This is a genomic window from Sphingomonas sp., assembly GCF_050725575.1.
GTDB lineage: Bacteria > Pseudomonadota > Alphaproteobacteria > Sphingomonadales > Sphingomonadaceae > Sphingomonas.
The window spans coordinates 111,223-131,061 of record NZ_JBOHHW010000011.1; the positions used below are offsets into that span (position 1 = coordinate 111,223).

At 61.9% G+C, this 19,839-nt stretch carries 19 protein-coding genes; 14 read left to right on the top strand and 5 right to left on the bottom strand.

The annotated features are described in order from the left end of the window. Nucleotides 1-153 precede the first annotated feature (153 nt). The 3 genes from rpsU to ACRECS_RS10225 all read left to right on the top strand — a co-directional run bounded on the left by rpsU (nt 154) and on the right by ACRECS_RS10225 (nt 1,752). On the top strand, nt 154-360 hold the full coding sequence (rpsU, locus tag ACRECS_RS10215) for a 30S ribosomal protein S21 (RefSeq protein WP_034160206.1): 207 nt from the start codon (nt 154-156) through the stop codon (nt 358-360). A 91-nt stretch (nt 361-451) separates the two neighbouring features. Then, on the top strand, nt 452-1,075 hold the full coding sequence (locus ACRECS_RS10220; RefSeq protein WP_431582855.1) for an FKBP-type peptidyl-prolyl cis-trans isomerase: 624 nt from the start codon (nt 452-454) through the stop codon (nt 1,073-1,075). Nucleotides 1,076-1,128: 53 nt separating this feature from the next. Further along, a complete protein-coding gene (locus ACRECS_RS10225; RefSeq protein WP_431582856.1) occupies nt 1,129-1,752 on the top strand; it encodes an FKBP-type peptidyl-prolyl cis-trans isomerase in 624 nt (207 codons plus the stop codon). An 18-nt stretch (nt 1,753-1,770) separates the two neighbouring features. Here ACRECS_RS10225 and ACRECS_RS10230 read toward each other — a convergent pair whose 3' ends face one another. Further along, nucleotides 1,771-2,721 (bottom strand): class I SAM-dependent methyltransferase, encoded by a 951-nt coding sequence (locus ACRECS_RS10230; RefSeq protein ID WP_431582857.1) that lies wholly within the window; start codon nt 2,719-2,721, stop codon nt 1,771-1,773. Between the two features lie 214 nt (nt 2,722-2,935). On the opposite strand from ACRECS_RS10230, the gene ACRECS_RS10235 reads away from it, so the two are divergent. Genes ACRECS_RS10235 through ACRECS_RS10245 form a run of 3 tightly spaced genes read left to right on the top strand, consistent with a single transcriptional unit; the run spans nt 2,936 to nt 5,540 of the window. Continuing rightward, on the top strand, nt 2,936-4,417 hold the full coding sequence (locus ACRECS_RS10235; protein WP_431582858.1) for a cytochrome ubiquinol oxidase subunit I: 1,482 nt from the start codon (nt 2,936-2,938) through the stop codon (nt 4,415-4,417). After that, nucleotides 4,414-5,421, top strand: coding sequence for a cytochrome d ubiquinol oxidase subunit II (cydB, locus tag ACRECS_RS10240; protein ID WP_431582859.1), 1,008 nt, complete (start codon nt 4,414-4,416; stop codon nt 5,419-5,421). The genes ACRECS_RS10235 and cydB overlap by 4 nt, the downstream gene beginning before the upstream one ends. After that, nucleotides 5,421-5,540 (top strand): DUF2474 family protein, encoded by a 120-nt coding sequence (locus ACRECS_RS10245; protein WP_431582860.1) that lies wholly within the window; start codon nt 5,421-5,423, stop codon nt 5,538-5,540. The genes cydB and ACRECS_RS10245 overlap by 1 nt, the downstream gene beginning before the upstream one ends. Here the strand turns inward: ACRECS_RS10245 and ACRECS_RS10250 are convergent. Further along, nucleotides 5,530-6,690, bottom strand: a complete 1,161-nt coding sequence (locus ACRECS_RS10250; RefSeq protein WP_431582861.1) for an acyltransferase family protein — start codon at nt 6,688-6,690, stop codon at nt 5,530-5,532. The two genes, ACRECS_RS10245 and ACRECS_RS10250, sit on opposite strands and share 11 nt — an antisense overlap. Before the next feature lie 138 nt (nt 6,691-6,828). On the opposite strand from ACRECS_RS10250, the gene galU reads away from it, so the two are divergent. The 3 genes from galU (at nt 6,829) to rfbB (ending at nt 9,691) form a co-directional block, all read left to right on the top strand. Further along, nucleotides 6,829-7,698 (top strand): UTP--glucose-1-phosphate uridylyltransferase GalU, encoded by an 870-nt coding sequence (gene galU / locus ACRECS_RS10255; protein WP_431582862.1) that lies wholly within the window; start codon nt 6,829-6,831, stop codon nt 7,696-7,698. Nucleotides 7,699-7,760: 62 nt separating this feature from the next. Beyond that, on the top strand, nt 7,761-8,639 hold the full coding sequence (gene rfbA / locus ACRECS_RS10260; protein ID WP_431582863.1) for a glucose-1-phosphate thymidylyltransferase RfbA: 879 nt from the start codon (nt 7,761-7,763) through the stop codon (nt 8,637-8,639). Then, nucleotides 8,639-9,691: a dTDP-glucose 4,6-dehydratase gene (gene rfbB, locus ACRECS_RS10265; protein ID WP_431582864.1), complete on the top strand. Its 1,053-nt coding sequence runs from the start codon at nt 8,639-8,641 to the stop codon at nt 9,689-9,691. The genes rfbA and rfbB overlap by 1 nt, the downstream gene beginning before the upstream one ends. Nucleotides 9,692-9,830: 139 nt before the next feature. On the opposite strand, the gene ACRECS_RS10270 is transcribed toward rfbB, so the two are convergent. From ACRECS_RS10270 to ACRECS_RS10280, 3 genes are all read right to left on the bottom strand, one after another. Beyond that, nucleotides 9,831-10,274 carry a hypothetical protein gene (locus ACRECS_RS10270; RefSeq protein ID WP_431582865.1) on the bottom strand — a complete coding sequence of 148 codons (444 nt, stop codon included), beginning with the start codon at nt 10,272-10,274 and terminating at the stop codon, nt 9,831-9,833. Between the two features lie 147 nt (nt 10,275-10,421). Continuing rightward, entirely contained in the window at nt 10,422-11,189 is a 768-nt protein-coding gene (locus tag ACRECS_RS10275; protein WP_431582866.1) for a metallophosphoesterase family protein, read from the bottom strand. A 37-nt stretch (nt 11,190-11,226) separates the two neighbouring features. Further along, nucleotides 11,227-12,525 (bottom strand): glycosyltransferase family 4 protein, encoded by a 1,299-nt coding sequence (locus ACRECS_RS10280; RefSeq protein ID WP_431582867.1) that lies wholly within the window; start codon nt 12,523-12,525, stop codon nt 11,227-11,229. Nucleotides 12,526-13,012: 487 nt separating this feature from the next. Between ACRECS_RS10280 and ACRECS_RS10285 the strand changes: the two genes are divergently transcribed. From ACRECS_RS10285 to ACRECS_RS10305, 5 genes are all read left to right on the top strand, one after another. Further along, complete coding sequence (locus ACRECS_RS10285; protein WP_431582868.1) at nt 13,013-14,185, top strand: sugar transferase; 1,173 nt, start codon at nt 13,013-13,015, stop codon at nt 14,183-14,185. 240 nt (nt 14,186-14,425) lie between these two features. Continuing rightward, on the top strand, nt 14,426-15,085 hold the full coding sequence (locus ACRECS_RS10290) for a polysaccharide biosynthesis/export family protein (RefSeq protein ID WP_431582869.1): 660 nt from the start codon (nt 14,426-14,428) through the stop codon (nt 15,083-15,085). A gap of 46 nt (nt 15,086-15,131) precedes the next feature. Continuing rightward, complete coding sequence (locus ACRECS_RS10295; RefSeq protein WP_431582870.1) at nt 15,132-17,369, top strand: GumC family protein; 2,238 nt, start codon at nt 15,132-15,134, stop codon at nt 17,367-17,369. A gap of 21 nt (nt 17,370-17,390) precedes the next feature. Continuing rightward, nucleotides 17,391-18,662 carry a tetratricopeptide repeat protein gene (locus tag ACRECS_RS10300; protein WP_431582871.1) on the top strand — a complete coding sequence of 424 codons (1,272 nt, stop codon included), beginning with the start codon at nt 17,391-17,393 and terminating at the stop codon, nt 18,660-18,662. Further along, nucleotides 18,659-19,839, top strand: a 1,181-nt coding sequence (locus tag ACRECS_RS10305) for an O-antigen ligase family protein (protein ID WP_431582872.1), incomplete at its 3' end; no start/stop codon positions are given. The genes ACRECS_RS10300 and ACRECS_RS10305, both read left to right, overlap by 4 nt.

Here is a 19,839-nt window from a genome sequence, read left to right on the forward strand (position 1 = left end):
GCGGGGCATGGCGTGGGCCGCAAACATGCCGTTTCATCCTGAAATCCCTTTCGTCTTGAAAAGCACGTCGGTCACTGGTAGGGCGCACGCCTTCGCGGCGCGGACCTATGTCTGCGACGCCCTGTATCTATTGATTCGGAGCTGCACCGGTTTATGCAAATCATCGTTCGCGACAATAACGTCGACCAGGCCCTGCGTGCCCTGAAGAAGAAGCTGCAGCGCGAAGGCGTCTACCGCGAAATGAAGCTGCGCCGGCATTATGAAAAGCCGTCGGAAAAGCGCGCTCGCGAGCGTGCGGCAGCGGTCCGCCGCGCCCGCAAGCTTGAGCGTAAGCGCCTGGAGCGTGACGGCGCACGGTAAGTGCCCAACGGGAGCCATTGAGGCTCCCGTGACTGCTCTCAAGTTCCTTCACTTTGGTGTCCCTGGCGGCACCGCGTCAGGATAAGCGCCGATGTCCTCAGTCACCGCGGTTCCGTTGCAGCCTACCAAGCGGCGCGTGCTGGTGTATCTGTGGCTCGGGATCGCGCTGGCGCTGATCGGTGCCGTGGGGCTCGCGCAGATGGCGCCGGTCGATCCGGTGATCGGTTATCTGGCGAAGAACAAGCGCGACAAGGGCGTTGTGCAGACTCTGTCGGGGCTGCAGTACAAGATCGTCGCGCCCGGCAGCGGCGATGCACGCCCAACCGATACCGATGTCGTGCTGGTCAATTACGAAGGCAAGCTGACCAACGGCACAACCTTCGACAAGTCGCAGCAGCCGACTCCGTTTCCAGTCACCGGCGTCGTGCCAGGGTTTAGCGAAGCATTGAAGCTGATGCCGAAGGGCGCCAAGTACCGCTTCTGGGTCAAGCCGAGCCTTGGCTATGGCGATAAGGTGACCGGCCCGATTCCGGCCAATTCGGTGCTCATTTTCGACGTCGAACTGCTTGATTTCATCTCCCAGGCAAAGTTGCAAGAGATGCAGATGCAGCAACAGCTGCAACAACAGATGATGCAACAACAGGGCGGTGCTCCAGGCGCCATGCCCCCCGGTGCTATACCCCCGAGTGCCGGCACGCCGCCTCCGGGCCAATAATCCCGATCGTTTCGCGCACGCTGCGCGTTGCCGACCTAATGAAAGAGCAGCCGATGGCGTCGATTCCTCCCAAGCCCGTCGTGGCGCCCGGATCTAAACCAGGCAACGGTCGCGCGCTGATCTTCGGGCTGATCGGGATCGCCATCGGCGTCGCCGCGACGCTCGGTGTCATCAAGTACATGGATTATTCGCGCGCGCAGGTCACCTCGGGCGCAACCTTCCTCGCCAAAAACCGCAGCGCAGACAAGACCATCGTCGAGACACCATCGGGCTTGCAGTACAAAATATTGACGGCAGGCAAGGGGGGCAAGCCGACCGACAGCGATGTTGTGTTGATCAATTATGAGGGCAAGCTGACCGACGGCACGACCTTCGACAAGTCGCCGCAACCCATACCCTTGCAGGTAACGGGCGTCGTTCCCGGCTTCTCCGAAGCGTTGAAACTGATGCCCAAGGGCGGCAAATATCGTTTCTGGATCAAGCCAAGTCTTGGTTATGGCGACAAGACGAGCGGTACGATTCCGGCCAATTCGGTCCTGGTGTTCGACGTCGAACTGCTCGACTTCATCCCCGAGGCGAAGCTTCGCCAGATGCAGATGCAACAACAGATGATGCAGCAAGGCGCTGGCGGCCCGGGTGCCGGCGCGCCGCCGGCAGGAGCCGTGCCGAAGCCATAGCTTCGGGCCGCGACCGGTTCAGCGTTCCATCATCTGCTGTGGCTCCGCGATCATCAGGACATGCGTGGCATGGTCGATGAAATGGGGATCCGCCGCATAAGCCTGTTCCAATAGTTCGAGGTCGCGGTGGAATGCTGCGTCCTCGGCTCCTTCGGCGGGGTTCCAGCGTGGATCGGGCGTGAAGCGGCTGTGGAAGATGTCGATCCCGGACAGGCGAATGATGTCGATATGTGGCGCGAACAGCGCCCGCACTTCGCTGGCATGAAACAGATGCAGGTCGAATTCGACGCGATGGCCGTCGCGCAGGTTGATCTCGAGCCGATCGGTGCGGTCGTCATGATGGAAATCGGTCGCTGCATCGATCCGGTCGATAAAGATCGATGGCTGGCTTCCGCAGGTGCGTACGGTGACGAACAATTTGCCCGCCGTGACGCGGGCGAGGTCGGCGGCGACGGACGCGCGATGGGCGGCGGGCATATGGTTGAGTACGCCATTGAGGCACAGGCACAGGTCGATCGACGCGTCTTCCTCGCTCAAGGGTGTAGCCAGGTCGCGCTCTTCGAGACGCAGCCTGACACCGGGAAGCTGTCGCAGGGTGCTCGTCTGGAGCCGCGCAATGGCGATCTGCTCGCCGGAAATGTCAAAACCGGTTGCGCAAATCTCGGGGATGCCGAGAAGATGCGCGCGCGTGACGACGCGGCGCAGCCATGTGCCGGGGCCGCACCCAGCGTCGAGCACGGTCAGCCTTTGGTGTCCGGCCTCGGCAAAGCCGACCAATTTGGCTTCGATCGCCTGCCAGATGCGTCGATCGCCATAGTGGTAGCCGCTGCCGAAATCGAATAGATCCCCGGCTGTACCGTCAGCATAATTGAGATAGCGCGCGCCGGCGCGGTCATAGGCATGGGCGATGTCATTGGTGACGTGCGTGCTTTGCGCGACGCGCAGCTTCAGAATCGTTCGGGCCGACATGGAGGGGGTTTTTCCGTGGCGGAAGTGCCGATGTGCGATATCGGATTGAGCGGCATGAGATTGCCATATGGATTTGCGCCATTCGCATATAGTCGGCGTTAAGCTCGTCGCGGGCGTGTTGCGGCACGATGGGATGTTGCGCGCACTGGCGCTTGCATTGCACGCCCTTGCACCGGATCGGCCATAAGCGCACAGGGCCGACAGAGGTGCTACGATGTTCGATGCGTTCGATCCGATTGTCCTGGCCCGAATCCAGTTCGCCTTCACCGTCAGCTTTCATTTCATTTTTCCCGCCTTTTCGATCGGGCTGGCGAGCTATCTCGCGGTGCTCGAAGGATTATGGCTTCGGACCGGCAAACAGGTCTATCTCGACCTGTTCCGTTTCTGGATAAAGATCTTCGCCATCGCTTTCGCGATGGGCGTCGTCTCGGGCATCGTCATGTCCTATCAGTTTGGCACCAACTGGGCGGTCTTTTCCGACAAGACCGGGCCGATTCTCGGACCATTGATGGCGTACGAAGTATTGACCGCCTTCTTCCTTGAGGCCGGTTTCCTGGGTGTGATGCTGTTCGGCATGAAGAAGGTTGGGAAGGGGCTGCATTTCGCGGCGACATGCTGCGTCGCGACCGGCACCTTCATCTCGGCCTTCTGGATTCTCTCGGCGAACAGCTGGATGCACACCCCAACCGGGTTCGAGATCAACACCGCAGGGCAGTTCGTGCCGGGGCCGAGCTGGGCGGCGATCATCTTCAACCCGAGCTTTCCCTATCGGCTCGCCCACACTGTGATCGGCGCCTATCTGACCACCGCGCTGGTGGTCGGGGCGGCGGGCGCCTGGCATCTCCTGAAGGCGCGTCGCGGCAAATCCGCGCCGTCGACCGGTTCGACCGAGCCGTCGGTCGCCGCGGCGAGTCCTCACCCGACTGCGTCGAACGAGGCCGCCCGCACCATGTTCTCCATGGCGATGTGGATGGCGGCGCTGGTCGCACCGGTTCAGATATTCGCGGGGGATCGGCAGGGCCTGAACACGCTCGAGCACCAGCCGGCCAAGGTGATGGCGATGGAAGGACATTATGAGAGCCATCCGGACGGCGCGCCGCTGATCCTGTTCGGTGTGCCCAATGCGAGGGAAAAGCGTATCGATTATTCGATCGAGATTCCCAAGGTCTCGTCGCTGATCCTCAAGCATGACCTGAACGCGCCGCTCGCCGGCCTCGACACCATCCCCGACGATCGGGAGCCGCCGGTCGCGATTATCTTCTGGTCGTTCCGGGTGATGGTGGGGCTTGGCATGGCGATGCTGGGGCTTGGGCTGTGGAGCCTCGTCGCTCGGGTACGCGGCAGGCTGTACGACTGGACCTGGCTGCACCGTGCGGCATTGGTCATGGGGCCGGCAGGCTTCGTGGCGGTGATCGCGGGCTGGATCACGACCGAGGTCGGGCGCCAGCCCTTCACCGTCTATAATCTGTTGCGCACCACCCATAGCGCATCGCCGCTCGCGGCACCGGCGGTTGGCGCATCGCTGGTCGCGTTCGTGGTCATCTATTTCGCGGTGTTCGGGATTGGCACCTGGTACATATTGAAGCTGATCCAGAAGGGCCCCCAGGCCGGGGAACCCTATATCCAGGATGCACCGATCCGTACCGCCGGGATCATGCCATCGCCCGCGCAGCATCCGACGGAGGTTCAGCAATGAGCGCCAATGCGGATCTCGCAACGATCTGGGCATTCATCATCGCCTTTGCCGTGTTCGCTTATGTCGTGCTCGATGGTTTCGACCTGGGCATTGGTATTCTGTTTCCGGCGTTCGACGTCGGCGAGCAGCGCGACCAGGCAATGAATACGATCGCGCCGGTATGGGACGGCAACGAGACCTGGCTGGTTCTTGGTGGCGGCGGGCTGATGGCGGCATTCCCGCTGGCCTATGCGATCATTCTGCCCGCACTCTATCCGCCGATCATCGCGATGCTGCTCGGGCTGGTGTTTCGCGGCGTTGCGTTCGAGTTCCGCTGGCGCGATCCGCGGCACCGTGCTTTCTGGGATGTCGCCTTCACCGCGGGATCGGTGACGGCGGCGCTGGCGCAGGGTATCGCGTTGGGCGCGCTGTTGCAGGGCATCGCGGTCGATGGGCGGGCCTATGGTGGTGGCTGGCTCGACTGGCTGACGCCTTTCACCCTACTGACCGGGGTGAGCGTGGTGTCGGGCTATGCGCTGCTCGGCGCGACCTGGCTGATCGCCAAGACCGAGGGTGGAGCGCAGCAACATGCCTATCGGCTGGCCCGATGGTCGGGGCCCATCACCCTCGTCGCGATTGGCGCGGTGAGTCTGGCGACGCCTTTTCTCGACCATGATTATTATAGCCGCTGGTTCCAGATGCCGGGCCTGTTGCTGACCGCGCTCGTCCCGTTGCTGATTGCTGCGTTGAGCCTTGCCTTCTGGCACGCGCTTGGCCGCGGGGCGCAATCCTTGCCGTTCCTGCTGGTGCTAGCGGTCTTCGCCCTCTGCTTTGTCGGCCTCGGCATCAGCATGTACCCCTTCTTTGTGCCCGATCAGGTCACGATTTGGGATGCGGCCGCTCCCGAATCGAGCCAGGTCTTCATGCTGATCGGGGCAGGGGTCATGATCCCGATCATCCTTGGCTATACCGGCTGGGCCTATTGGGTGTTCCGCGGCAAGGTCGGCACCGACGGTTATCATTGATGGAAAGCGAGGCCGACCCGTTATGGAAACGCCTCGCCTGGATGGCGGCGATCTGGGCGGCCAGCGTGGCCGCGCTCGGCGTGGTGGCGATGCTGATCCGTTGGTGGCTTAGGGGGTGACCAGTGGGATGACCAGCGGCACCTGGCCAATCTCTTCGGCGATCGGACGGTCCGTGACGGTGAGCGCCAAGGGATGTTCGAGGCCGCCGCCGGCAAAGTCGCTTGGCGCCCACAGGTCGCGCAGCGCCAGCGAACCTCGCTCGACGATATAATAGAAAGCATAACCGAACCCGGCGATGAGTGCCGGCCAGACTATCAACAGCGTCAGCCCGTTGCCGATGAAATCGACGCGCTGGTTGATAATGTTGCCGATATGAATCATCAGCGGGTGTACGAGATAGACGCTGTAGGAGGTGATCGCGACCATCCGCACCGGCGCGGCAAACGCACCGCCGGCGATCGGCCTGCGCCCGGCGACGGCCAGCAACAGCACGCCGAACAGCAGGGCGACGCAGCTTGTCATCACGATATAACCGACCTCAGGTGAGGCTCCCGCGCCAACCCAGCACAGCGCGAAAAGCGGAATCACCAGCCAGCGCGCGGCATGACTCGCCATCGCCCACCAGATCGGCCGGCTCGCGTTGAGCCAGGCGAGCGCGAAACCGAGCGTCAGGCCTTCGAAATGAAGATGTGAGGCGGTGTGATAATAGCCGAATGGCGCGGTCACCCCGACCGGCGCGTCATGGAGACGGAACAGGATCGGCGCGATCACGCCGATCGCCAGCAACACGGGCCGGATCGGCTTGAAGGTCCGCGTCAGGCCCATCAGCGATGGCACGACGAGATAGAAATGCTCTTCGACACAGAGCGACCAGCTGACCAGGAAATAGGGAAGTTCGGGACCGTAATTTTGCAAGAACAGCAGATAGCGCCAGTCGAATACTTCGCCGCGCGCATACCAGACCGCGCCCCAGGCGAGCAATAGCGCTCCGAGATAGGGCGGAATCGTGCGCAGCCAGCGGCGCTTGAGAAACCGCATCAGCTGGACTTGTCCGGCGTCGCGCTCCTCGCGCCAATAGATCGAGCCAATCAGGAAACCGGACAGGATGAAGAACAAATCGACGCCATAAGCGCCATAATGCGCGATCCCATCGAGCCATGGCGGATCGAACGGCGACCATTGCAGCAAATGATAGAGCACGACCGAGAGCACCGCGACGGCGCGCAACAGGTCGAGATTCTGGTCGCGTGACAGCGCCGCGCTGCTCATTCGATCTTGTCCCCCCCACGGTTCCTGCGGCAATACTCCCCCTATTGCCGCAGCCTGCTTAACAACAGCAACTCCCCCTTCCAATAGCGTTGCAAGGCTCTTACGGCTCACACGCACTGTATTTCAGGATTGAACGCGATGAGTTTCAAGCCGCTTCGCAAGGCCGTATTCCCTGTCGGTGGGCTGGGCACGCGATTCTTGCCGGCGACCAAGGCTTTGCCCAAGGAAATGCTACCGGTGGTCGATCGGCCGCTAATCCAATATGCGGTGGATGAAGCGATCGAGGCGGGGATCGAGCAGATGATCTTCGTCACCGGGCGCGGCAAGTCGGCGATCGAGGACCATTTCGACATCGCCTATGAGCTGGAAACGACGATGGCGCATCGCGGCAAGTCGATGGATCTGCTTCACCAGACGCGTCTGAACCCGGGCCAGGTGGCCTATGTCCGGCAGCAGGAGCCGATGGGTTTGGGCCATGCCGTATGGTGCGCGCGGCATATCGTCGGTGACGAGCCGTTCGCGGTGCTGCTTGCTGATGATTTCATGGTTGGTGACCCGGGCTGCCTCAAACAGATGGTCGAGGCGTACAACAAGGTCGGCGGCAATCTGATCTGCGCGCAGGAAGTGCCCGAGGATCAGACACACATGTACGGCGTCATCACGCCGGGCGCTCGCGACGGGGCGCTGACCGAAGTGCGCGGCCTGGTCGAAAAGCCCCGACCCGGCACCGCGCCGTCCAACCTGTCGGTGATCGGCCGCTATATTCTTCAACCCGAGGTGATGCGCGTGCTGGAGACGCAGGAAAAAGGGGCGGGCGGCGAGATCCAGCTGACCGATGCGATGGCGCGGATGATCGGCGACCAGCCGTTTCACGGCGTGACCTTTGACGGCCGGCGCTATGATTGCGGTGATAAGGCCGGCTATGTGCAGGCCAATCTGGCCGTCGCGTTGGGTCGCGAGGATATTGGCGGGACGGTACGCGCCTTTGCGATCGATCTGCTGCGTTAACCAGAGAGCTTTAACCTATCCGCATTAAACCCGATCGTTCTGGAAAGGACAGGTCGGGGGCGATGAAGGGCATTATCTTGGCGGGCGGCAGCGGTACGCGATTGTATCCGGCGACGCTGGCGATTTCGAAACAGCTGCTGCCAGTGTTCGACAAGCCGATGATCTATTATCCGCTGTCGGTGCTGATGCTCGCCGGCATCCGCGACATCCTGGTCATCTCCACCCCGCGCGACATGCCGATGTTCCGGCTGTTGCTGGGCGATGGTTCGGTGTTCGGAATCTCGCTCAGCTATGCCGAGCAGGAGGCGCCGCGCGGATTGCCTGAAGCCTTTCTGATCGCCGAGGAATTTCTTGGCGGAGAGCCCTGCGCGCTCATCCTGGGGGACAATATCTTTCACGGTGACGGGCTGGGAACGAAGTGCCGTACGGCGGCGGCGGCGGCGGAGACAGGATTGGCGACGGTGTTCGCCTATCAGGTCGATGATCCGGAACGGTACGGCGTGGTATCATTCGCCGCAGATGGCAAGGCCGCGACGATCGAGGAAAAGCCCGATGTTCCGCTGTCGAACTGGGCGCTGACCGGGCTCTATTTCTGTCCGGCCAATGTCGGCGCGATTGCACGAGAGCTGAAACCGTCGGCGCGAAATGAATTGGAGATCGTCGATGTGCTCCGCGCTTATCTCGCGGCGGGGACGCTCGACATCGGGCGGCTGGGACGCGGTTATGCGTGGCTCGATACGGGAACCCATGATTCGCTGCATGACGCGTCGTCGTTCGTGCGCACGATCGAGCGGCGGCAGGGAATCAAGATCGCGTGCCCGGAAGAAATTGCCCTCGACCTCGGTTATCTCGAGCCCGCCGCATTGATGACGCGGGCCGACCTGCTCGGCAAGACCGACTATGCGCGCTATCTGCGCCATTGTGCGGCGCAAGCGGCATAATGCGGGTCGTCGCCAATGCTCGCGAACGGACCGTGCTCGTCACCGGCGGTGCGGGGTTCATCGGTTCCGCTGTGTGCCGGCATCTCGTGGCCGGCGGCCGGACGCGCGTGATCAACCTCGACAAGATGACCTATGCCGCATCGCACACTGCCCTTGCCGAAGTCGAGGGATCGCCGAATTATCGCTTCGTCCAGGGCGACATCGCGGACCGGCGCCTGATCGACGAGATTCTCGGTGGGGAGCGGGTTGATGCGATCATGCATCTTGCGGCGGAAAGCCATGTCGACCGGTCGATCGATGGGCCGGCCGTGTTCATCGAAACCAATATCACTGGCACTTTCCATATGCTCGAGGCGGCACTCGATCATTGGCGGTCGCTGGATGTCAGGGGGAAGGGGGCCTTCCGCTTCCATCACGTCTCCACCGACGAGGTGTTCGGCGATCTTCCATTCGACGACAGTCTGTTCAGCGAAGAGTCGGCGTATCGGCCGTCATCACCCTATTCGGCGTCTAAAGCAGCGGCGGATCATCTCGTACGGGCATGGCATCACACTTATGGCCTGCCGGTCGTACTGTCGAACTGCAGCAACAATTACGGGCCGCACCAATATCCCGAAAAACTGATTCCGCTGACCATCACTCGTGCCGCCGCCGGCCTGACCTTGCCGGTGTATGGGACGGGGGCGAATGTACGTGACTGGCTGCACGTTGCGGACCATGCGCGTGCCCTGGAACTGGTCATGACTCGCGGTGAACCTGGGGCGACCTATGTCGTCGGCGGGCGCGAGGAGCATAACAATGTCGCGGTCGTCGCGATGATCTGCGACCTCGTCGACGAACGAATGCCATTGCCGACCGGCAGGCGGCGGAGCCTGATTCGCTTCGTCGAAGACCGGGCCGGGCATGACCGTCGCTATGCAATCGATCCGTCCCGAATCGAACGGTCGCTCGATTGGCGTCCGGAAATCGGCTTTCGGGAAGGTCTGGCAGCGACCGTCGACTGGTATCTGGCGAATCGGGCAACCGATTCGAAATCGGCCTCAGCCTCGTAAAGCCAATATGAGAGAGCCGGAGGCGTCATCTCGCAGGGTGTGGTGCAGTCGATCGAAATCTGGCGATCGGAATCCGCGCCCATACGAAAACGGGGCCGAACTTGCGTTCGACCCCGTTCGATTTCGTATCGCCAGACGATTACGGGCTGGCTGGTTCGCTGTCGTTGTTGTCGACTGCGACATAGATGCCGGCGCCAACGGCAATTGCCGCCAGCACAGCGACGATCGTGCCGCCCGAACCCGAACCTTCGCCCGAACCCGTATCGCCGCTGTCCTGCGCAACCGCAAAGGACTTCGGCGCCGTGAGGCAGGCCGACTTGCCGACCGACAAGATCGAGGTCGGTGCGAGCGTGTAGCTGCAGCCGGCCATCGAAACCTTGGCGTTGGCCTTGCCGCGCGTCAGGACGCGGTCACCGGTGTAAAGCGACTGGCCAGGATAAGCTGCGATCAGCTTGCCCTCACGAGCAACGAACGTGCCCTGGCTGGCCGTGGTCAATTTGCCAACAGTCTGCTCCGACGCCGCGATCAGCGGCGACGAAAGGCTCGCCATGAGGATGGCGGCGGTCACCCGCGAAAATTTCATTTCAGTCTCCCTTTAACCGCATCAACTTGTAGGCTCACAAAATCCGATACCGACGGCATGTGGATTTGTCTACCCGAAAATCGACCCTCCGGCCTGACAAAGATCGAAATTCCAAGGCGCAACGCCCCACATCCGACAAAGTTCCAATCAAAAACGAGCTGTCAGATAGCGCCTTCCGGTTCCCTCGATGCACAAGGCGGTCAAAATACCCGATGTATAGGCGCCAGTGTCGATACCAATTCGATTGAGTTGTTCGTCGGGGCCATCGCTAATTGTGTGCCCGTGGACAACAATAAGCTCATGGTCGACTGTACTGTCGAGAAAATCTTCACGAATCCAGCGCAAGTCTTGAATTGTCTGTTCTCGTATTGGGACACCCGGTCTGATGCCTGCGTGCACGAACAGATAATCGCCGAACTGAAAACTATCTACAAAACTGTCGATAAAGGCCAAATGATCGTCGGGAATTGCGCGCCGCACAAAAGATGCCGCGGCCGCCGAATCGAGCAGGGCGAGTCGCCCGACCTCCACCCCATAGCTTTGCGCGCATTCGTAACCGCCATAGCGTAGCCAGTCACGAAACTGGTCGGTATCGCGTTCCAGAACCCGCAGCAACATCTCCTCATGATTGCCCATCACGAAGACCGGCATGGGCAGGAAATTTCGCGCTTGCAGCAGAAAATCGAGAACGCCGCGCGAATCGGGTCCGCGGTCGATCAGGTCGCCGAGGAAGATAATATATTCGCGCTGGCAGGGATTGGCGCGGCGATCCGCGGCAATCTCGTCGATCAGCGCGCGGAGCAGGTCGAGTCGGCCATGCACGTCGCCGATCGCATAGGCGCGGGCGTCGGGCGGACCGCTTGGTATACGGGGGGCCTTGGGCTGCTTACGCCCGAACTTTCCGAAAATTCCCACTTTGGCCGTCTTACATCATTTTCTGGTCGTTGGATCGCTATACGTCCGACACGCGATTTTGTTGCGCTGTGCCAACGATTCTCGTCTGCCCCCGTCCCATCCGATCCAGCAGCGTGCGCCATCGCTCCAGCGTTCGGGCCTTGGTATAGTGACGATCGAGGACATCGCGCGCAACACTTCCCATCCTGTCGCCGCGCGGACGATCGTCGGCGAGCGTCGTGATGGCGGCTGCGAGTGCCGCAGCGTCGCCCGGGGCCGCAGCAAGGCAGGCATAGCCTGGCTCAAGCAGGCGGACCAATTCACCGTCCATGGCGCATACGGCGATGACCGGCCGCGCGGCCGCGCAGATTCCGAAGACCTTGCTCGGTACGACCAGGCCTTCGAATGCCGGACGGAGCGAGACCCAATGCGCATCGCCGGCGCCCAGCGATTCGGACAGGCGTTCGCGTGGCTGATAGGGGGCGAACCGAAAGCTGGTCAGGCCGAGTTTGTCGACCCGCGCGGCAAGCTGGTCCGACATATGGCCGCCGCCGATGAACAGGAAGATGATGTCGCGCCGGTCGCGCAGCGCAATCGCGGCATCAAGCAATGTCTCATATTCATGCGCACGGCCAAGATTGCCCGAATATTCGAGGACGAAGGCATCCGCCGGGATATTCCAATCATGCCGGAGTGCCGGCGAGCGGACCGCAGAGGGCGTGATATCGACGTCATTCGACCAGTTGGGGATCACTGCGATCCTGTCGCGCATCACGCGCATGCGCTCGATTCGCTCGGCCATCAGGTCGCCGATCGCCACGACCGCCGATGCCCGGCGAAAGGACCAATTGCGGATCGCGGCGAAAAGCTTGCCGATCGGCCCGTCGGCGAGGCGCATGCCATAAGCGCCGGCAATCTCGGGGTAGAGATCCTGCACCCAATGAACCAGAGTCGCGCGGCGCAGACGGGCTGCGAGGGCGATCGGCACGGATAACAAAGGCGGATCGGTCTTCACGACAAGGATGGTGCCGCGGCGTGCCAGACGGAGTGCTGCGAAGAACGCCGTTATGTAATATGCCAGGTACGCCCCAATCCGGCCCGCCATGCCGCGCCGTCGTCCCGGCGTGGCGGTCCGTACGACGGTGACGCCGCGGCGTTCCTCGCGGGGCGGCAGCAATCCCTGATCCTGGCCGTATATCGCTCTGCTGGTCACCACGGTGACGTCATGGCCATTACCGGCGAGATATTCCGCCAGGTCCGACAGGATCTGCGCGGTCGCACTATGGTCTGGCGCATAGAAGCGGTTGAAGAATATGACCGGTGTGTCCCCGCCGGGCGGTGGCTCTCTGCCGTTCATGATCGGTCCTTCATGGCCTGCGCCAAAGCACGAGTTTACGGTGCTGATCAACGGGGCAATTGTCCCGATCAGTTTGTCGGGATCCTTTTTCGCGTTCAGTTCGTTCTGTCCCGCGGAGAGAACGCTGCACCTGCGAAGTGTTTGTATATGTCATTGATGATGGCGTATGGGCGCGGGCGTCGCTCGAATGTGTTGCCTCCGGGTCTGATTCTTACAATACCGTAAGCGTCGTCCGGTGTAAGTTGTTGATCTAGAGGACTTGTTTGGGGAACCGCAAGCATGTGGACCCAATTAGGCAACATTTGTACTGCCCGATCCGCGCGTATTCTGTTGATCGGGGCCTAATAGGGGGCGTTCAATAATGCTGCAGTCGCGATTGCAGAGGCATCATGGGGTTGTGAAATCGCCGGCCGAGCGCCTGCGCGTCCAGCTGGCTATAGGCTTGCTGGTAGCGGTCGCGCTGCCGGTTATCGCGCGCGCGAATTTCATGCCTCGGGGCATTCTCAAATACAGCACCAATTTCAATTCGATGATCGCAGTGACGATCGCGGTGCTGCTCGGCATCATGCTGTTTCGCCGGTTCCGCAATTTTCCGGGCGTGCGCGCCTATGAATATGTGTTGCCGTCCTTCTTCACCTCCTATGGCCTGGTCACGGCGGTGTTGCTCGCATTCCGCTTCGACTATGTCGTGTCGGTGCTGCTCGCGAGCCTCGGGCTGTCGATCGTCACCTTCTTCATGCTGTGTTATTTCGGGCTGCGATCGACCGCCTATGTGTTCCATGTCGTTCCGACCGGCGATATTTCGCGGCTGGAGGGAATCGGCAATGTCGAATGGGTGCACATGCACGAGCCGACACTGCCGGCGTCGCCGGGCTCGGGCATTGTCGTCGATTTGCGCGCCGATATCGACGATGAGTGGGAGCGGCTGCTGGCCGACGCGGCGCTGGAGGGCATTCCGGTCTATCATCTGAAGCAGTTGCTCGAATCGATTACCGGGCAACTTGAGATCGAACATATTTCGGAGAACGGCCTAGGCTCGCTCGCGCCCAACGAAGGCTATGGCAAGCTCAAGCAATTGGGCGATGTGGCGGCGGCGATCATTCTCCTGCCGTTGTTGTTGCCGCTGCTGACGATGGTCGCCATCGCGATCAAGCTCGATTCGAGCGGGCCGGTGTTGTTTCGTCAGCAGCGCATGGGATTTCGCGGCAAGCCGTTCCAAGTCTACAAGTTCCGCACGATGCGGACATTGCCGGCGGGCGCGACGAGCGGCGACGATGAACGCCGCCGGGCGATGACACAGAATGAGGATTATCGCATCACCCGCGTCGGCAAGTTCCTGCGGCGCACGCGGATCGACGAGATCCCGCAGATTCTCAATATCCTGCGCGGTGAAATGAGCTGGATCGGGCCGCGCCCGGAGGCGTTGTCGCTGTCGAGCTGGTATCAGCGCGAGCTGCCTTTCTACAGCTATCGCCACGTCGTGAAGCCCGGCATCACCGGATGGGCGCAGGTCAATCAGGGACATGTCGCGGAGATTGACGACGTGCATTACAAACTCTGCTATGATTTCTATTATATCAAATATTTATCGGCCTGGCTTGATGCGCTGATCCTGTTCCGGACGGTCCGGACGGTGATCACCGGTTCCGGGTCGAAATAAAATCGCAAGAATAGCAGCCAGGTTGTTGGAGCGACGGGATTCGGGAGTTGGCGGTAACGCCGCCTTGATTCCCTGTCGGGTTGATTCCAGCGGGCCGGGTGCTAAACCGCCACGATCATGCGAGGGGGCCCCTTCGCCGTTGAATTTATGGAGCTGGCATTGATCGCTCACGCTGAACGCGGCCGCAGGGAATTCCTTGGCGGCCTACATCTGCTTCGCCGCAGGATGTGGCTTGTTGCCATGATGTCGCTTGCGTTGGCGGGTTGCGCCGACAAACGCGGCGGCACGGTACCCTATGGTGTCCAGGATTTCGGCTCGCCCGACGCGCCCGTCGCGCTCAAGACCGACGACAGCTATCATATCGGTCCCGGCGACACTTTATCCGTCGCAGTCTACCGCGTGCCTGACCTGTCGGGCGATGTGACGGTCGATGTGACCGGCAACTTTGCCATGCCGCTCATTGGTCAGGTCGAAGCCGCCGGTAAGACGACCGACCAATTGTCCAGCGAACTCGCGACCAAGCTTGGCGCCAAATATCTGCAGTCGCCCGAAGTGCGCGTGGCGGTGAAGAGCGCGACCAGCCAGCGCGTCACGATCGACGGCTCGGTCAAGCAAGCGGGCATTTATCCGATTGCGGGATCAACCACATTGATCCAGGCGATCGCGCTGGCGCGTGGCACTGATACCGATGCCAATCCGCGCCGCGTGGTCGTGTTCCGCACGATCAAGGGGCAGCGTCAGGCCGCATCGTTCGATCTGACCGACATTCGCCGCGGCATCCAGCCGGATCCGGAGATTTTCGGCAACGATATCATCGTCGTCGATGGCAGCAAGGCGCGGCAGAATTTCCGCGACGCGCTGAGCACGGTGCCGTTGCTCGCTATTTTCAGGCCGTTCTGACGATGACCTGCACCACGCCTGACATGATTTACGATTCGGGGGTTTCATGAACGAGTATCAACCGCGTCCCGAAGATCGCGCGTTGCGCGGCCCCGGTCAGACTGCGCTGGTCGACCCCCGCTCGGCGGGGCTGGTCCCGTTTCGCGCCGCGCCGCCGGCCGAAGGAGCGATCGCCGAGATCGATCCGCATGAGATCTGGCGTGTCCTGACCAAATGGCGCTGGCTGATTGCCGGTTGCACGATCCTGGCCTTGCTGCTTGGGCTGGCCGTTTCGCTGCTCGCGACGCCGATGTACAAGTCGGCTGCGCAGGTCGAGATTGCGCTCGCCCAGGAAGACATCACTTCGAATAATGATCGTGGCAACCGTCAGACGGCAGTGCGCGATCCGCAATATCTGGCGACGCAGATCGGCTTGTTGAAGAGCCGTTCGCTTGCCGAGCGCGTGATCGCCGACCTTGGTCTTGACGGCAAGAGTGGCCGGCCCGACCGCCCGCGCGTTGGCGCAGGCACGATCCAGCGCAACCTCGCGGTGGTGCCCGTTCCCGCCAGCCGGCTGATCAACATCACGTTCACCAGCCCGTCGCCGCAACTTGCCGCCGACGTGTCCAACGCGGTTGCCGACGGCTTCATCGCCTCCAATCTTGAGCGGCAATATGGTGCGACCTCCTATGCGCGCACTTTCCTGGAAAACCGCATTGCGAAGGTGAAGGCGCAACTCGAGTCATCGGAGCGCCAGCTGGTCGAATATGCCCAGAAGGCCGGCATCATCGTTGTCAATCAGAACAAGGGCGACGATGGCGGCGATACGACGAGCAGTTCGCTGGACAGCGCCTCGCTGGTCACGTTGAACGAGGCCTTGTCCGCGGCGCAGAGCGATCGAATTGCCGCTGAACAAAAATATCGCAACGCGCTGCGCTCCGCACCGCAGTCACAAGTGGTGCAGAGCTCCGCGGTCCAGGGGCTGATCGGACAGAAGGCGACCCTTGATGCGGAGTATCAGGACAAGCTGAACGTCTACAAACCCGATTTCCCCGAAATGCAGCAGCTGCGTGCGCGCATCCAGTCGCTGCAACGTCAGATCGCATCGACCTCGGGCAGCATCTCGGGCGCCGCTGCGGGCGATCTGCGGGCGGAATATCTTACCGCTATCGGCCGGGAAAATGACCTGCGCAGCAAGGTCAACGGCCTGAAGACGTCAGTCATGGACCTGCGCGGCCGCAGCATCCAATATACCATCCTGCAGCGCGAGGTGGATACCAACCGTCAGCTCTATGACGGCCTGCTGCAGCGCTACAAGGAAGTCGGCGTGGCCGGCGGTGTGGCCAACAGCCTGGTTTCGATCATCGATCGCGCCAAGGTGCCGGGCGCACCCTTTGCGCCGTCGATTCCCAGCAACCTTGCCTTTGCCTTGTTCCTGGGACTGATGCTCGGTGTCGGCTTGGCCTTTGCCATCGAGTTCATCGATGACACGGTCAAGAACCCCGATGACATCAAGGACAAGCTCAAGCTGTCGCTGCTCGGCGTGGTGCCGACCGCACCGAAGGGCGACGCGGTGGCCGAATTGCTCAACGACCCGACCTCGGAACAGTCCGAGGCCTATTCGTCGGCGCGCAACTCGATCGACTTTGCCACCGCCGGGGGCGTCGCCAAGTCGATCCTGATCACCAGTTGCGCACCGGGCGAGGGCAAGTCGGTCAGCTCGCTCGCTCTCGCGCAGAAGTTCGCGCGCTCGGGCCGCACCGTGCTGCTGATCGACGCGGACATGCGCAAGCCGACCTTCAAGGTGAAGCTGGAGGAGAAATGCGGTCTGTCGTCGTTGCTCGCCAGCCATGACAGCATCCGCAACCATATCGCACGTACCAGCATCGATGAGCTCTATGTCGTGCCGTCGGGACCGATCCCGCCTAACCCCGCCGAATTGCTCGCCGGACGGCGGATGCGCGAGCTGCTGACTGAGGCCGAGGGCATCGTCGATATCGTGATCATCGATTCGCCGCCGATCCTTGGCCTGGCCGATGCGCCGTTGCTGTCGTCGATGTGCGAAGCGACGATCCTGATCGTGCAGGCGGGGCGGATTCGCCGGCCGGTGTTGAAGCGCTCTGTGGCACGCCTGCAGGAAGCCGGATCGCATCTGATCGGCGTTGTGCTGACCAAGTTCAACGCGCGCACCTCCGGCTATGGTTACGGGTACGGCTATGGGTACGGCTATGGCTATGGTTATGGCCGCGAGCCGGGCGACAAGAAGTCCGATCCGCAGCGCCAGCTCTCGGTCAATCCTGACTGACCGTCGATGCCGCAGCGTAACTTGTTATATTCGAGCGCCACGCGTTGGGCGCTCGCGGGGGTCCTCGTCGTTGCCACTGGCTGGGCGTCGCTCAGCCATGTCTATCGTGCCGCGAACCGCCGGATCGATGCGGTCACCCTCGTCCTTGGCGATGACCCAGAGGTTCTGCGGACACGGCTGATCGACCTCAATGGCGGACTGGCGGTCAGGCTCGACCCCGCCGAAAGGGTGAGATTGTACCAGCGGCTGACCAGCAAGCCGCTGGACGGCACGGCGTTTGCGCTGGCTGCGCTCGATGCGACGGCCAAGGGTGAGGGGGAGCGTGCGGCCAAGCTGGTCGCGCATGCGCTCGCGCTCGAACCGCGCACTCGACTGGCATGGCTGTGGCGGCTCGATCATCAAATGCGAACCGGCCAGACGGTGGAAGCAGCCAACAGCACGCTGCGGCTGCTTGCGGTCGATCCGTCGCAATATCCGAATTATGTTCCGATCCTTGCCCGTCTGGCCAAGGATCGCCGTAACATTTCGCAGATTGCCGTGGCGTTGCGGGGCAATCCGGGCTGGCGCGGGCCGTTCCTCAGCACGTTGCAATCCAGTGGGTTCGACCCGGCGATCCGCTTCGCGATCATGGATGCCGGCAACAGCAACGTCTATACGATCGAGCAGGAGCGCGCCGCATTTGTCGCCGACCTGATTGGCAAGGCGGATTATGAACGGGCGTATCTCGCCTGGGTTTCCTATCTGCCCGAATCCGCACTGGCCAGTGTCGACACGCCTTATGATGCACACTTCAGGGGTATGCCGGGGCCGCCGCCGTTCAACTGGCAGCTGACTGCCGCCGACGGTGATCGCGCGGAAACCAATAATGGGCTCGACCTGTCCTATTCCGGACGCAAGCCCGTGACGCTGGCGACTCAGGTCGTCGTCCTGCAGCCCGGCGGCTATCGCCTGCGCAGCACGGTGGCCAACGCCAATAGCGAGGGACCGTCGAGTGGCGGCACGACCCTGACCTGGCAAATCTATTGCCTGCCCGGCAATCGCCTCATCGGGACTCTTGCGCTCGACACCAATGCGACCGGCAAGCCGCAGATGTCGGTGCCGTTCGATGTCCCCGAGACGTGCCAGGCGGTCTCGCTGTCGCTCACCGGCGCCGCATCGGAATTCCCGGTGCGCCTCAATGCCCGCATCGCAGGCGTGCAGTTCGAGCGCGCAACCGCGCCTGTCTCCGCGCCGGACCTGGCTGCCACGCCGACATCGGCGATCCCGTCGCCCCAGCCATCGGTCACGCCATGAACCGCACTACGCCCATCGTTCCCGCGACGCTTTTCCTGTGCGTCGCCATCGTTCTTGGCGGGTCGTCCCGTGGCGGCGTCTACGCCAATGCCGCGATTCAGTTCGCGGCCGCGCTGGGCATCGCCCTGGCGATCGTTTCGCGGCATAATTATCCAGGCGGAACGCAAAAAGGGCTGCTGCTGCTGCTATGCGGCGCGCTTGGCCTGGCGATCTTCCAGCTGATTCCGCTGCCGCCCGCCTTATGGTCGGCCTTGCCGGGGCGCGGTATCGTCGCGCAAGGTATGACGCTCGCAGGCGTCGAAAATGGGTGGCGGCAGATCAGCTTGACGCCGGAAGGCACGATTGGTGCCGCGTTGAGCTTGCTGCCGGTCATCGCCGCGGCGCTGATCGGCATGCGCGCGCCGCGCGTCGGGCTCATCTCACTGTTCATCATGCTGATCCTGCTGTTGATCCTGTCGGTCAGTGTTGGGCTCGCACAACGGATGACAGGCATTCAATCGCCCTTCTATCTGTATGAGATTTCCAATCGTGGTGAGGCGACGGGCCTGTTCGCCAACAGCAATCATCTTGCGACATTGTGCGTGCTGTCGATTCCGGCGGCGACTGCTTTGTTCGTTGCGCAGCGCGGATCGACCAAGCCCAATGCCAGCTGGCTGGTCCTGATCGCAATCGTGCTGGTTGCGCTGTTTGGGGTCTGGATCGCCAACTCGCTGGCCGGCATGGGATTGTCGCTGATCGCTATGGCATCGATCTTCCTGATCGCACGGCTGCGGCGCGGCAATAGCAAGGTTCGCATGGGCGTGATCGGCGCGATCGGGGTTTTCGTCCTGGCGATCGGCGTGGTCGCGACCGTTCTGGTCTGGGGGCATGTGTCGAGCGGCCAGTTCGCCACCGGCTCCGAAATGGGACGGCCGCAGCTCTGGTCCCGGACGATCAAGGCGATCGGTACGTTCATGCCCTTCGGATCGGGTGTCGGCGGTTTCCGCGCCGTCTTCCCGCAGTTCGAGGATGCTCAGACGGCAACGCGGGTCTATGCCAACCATGCGCACAACGACATTCTGGAGCTGATCATGACTGGCGGTGTGCCGGCGATCATCCTGATGCTCGGCTTTGCCGCGTGGTGGCTGCGTACCACTATCATGATCTGGCGCGCATCGACTCGTGATGCCTTTTCGGA

Coding starts and splice junctions, on each gene's coding strand:
- rpsU (WP_034160206.1), top strand. CDS start 154: ATGCAAATCATCGTTCGCGACAATAACGTCGACCAGGCCCTGCGTGCC.
- ACRECS_RS10220 (WP_431582855.1), top strand. CDS start 452: ATGTCCTCAGTCACCGCGGTTCCGTTGCAGCCTACCAAGCGGCGCGTG.
- ACRECS_RS10225 (WP_431582856.1), top strand. CDS start 1,129: ATGGCGTCGATTCCTCCCAAGCCCGTCGTGGCGCCCGGATCTAAACCA.
- ACRECS_RS10230 (WP_431582857.1), bottom strand. CDS start 2,721: ATGTCGGCCCGAACGATTCTGAAGCTGCGCGTCGCGCAAAGCACGCAC.
- ACRECS_RS10235 (WP_431582858.1), top strand. CDS start 2,936: ATGTTCGATGCGTTCGATCCGATTGTCCTGGCCCGAATCCAGTTCGCC.
- cydB (WP_431582859.1), top strand. CDS start 4,414: ATGAGCGCCAATGCGGATCTCGCAACGATCTGGGCATTCATCATCGCC.
- ACRECS_RS10245 (WP_431582860.1), top strand. CDS start 5,421: ATGGAAAGCGAGGCCGACCCGTTATGGAAACGCCTCGCCTGGATGGCG.
- ACRECS_RS10250 (WP_431582861.1), bottom strand. CDS start 6,690: ATGAGCAGCGCGGCGCTGTCACGCGACCAGAATCTCGACCTGTTGCGC.
- galU (WP_431582862.1), top strand. CDS start 6,829: ATGAGTTTCAAGCCGCTTCGCAAGGCCGTATTCCCTGTCGGTGGGCTG.
- rfbA (WP_431582863.1), top strand. CDS start 7,761: ATGAAGGGCATTATCTTGGCGGGCGGCAGCGGTACGCGATTGTATCCG.
- rfbB (WP_431582864.1), top strand. CDS start 8,639: ATGCGGGTCGTCGCCAATGCTCGCGAACGGACCGTGCTCGTCACCGGC.
- ACRECS_RS10270 (WP_431582865.1), bottom strand. CDS start 10,274: ATGAAATTTTCGCGGGTGACCGCCGCCATCCTCATGGCGAGCCTTTCG.
- ACRECS_RS10280 (WP_431582867.1), bottom strand. CDS start 12,525: ATGAACGGCAGAGAGCCACCGCCCGGCGGGGACACACCGGTCATATTC.
- ACRECS_RS10285 (WP_431582868.1), top strand. CDS start 13,013: ATGCCTCGGGGCATTCTCAAATACAGCACCAATTTCAATTCGATGATC.
- ACRECS_RS10290 (WP_431582869.1), top strand. CDS start 14,426: ATGATGTCGCTTGCGTTGGCGGGTTGCGCCGACAAACGCGGCGGCACG.
- ACRECS_RS10295 (WP_431582870.1), top strand. CDS start 15,132: ATGAACGAGTATCAACCGCGTCCCGAAGATCGCGCGTTGCGCGGCCCC.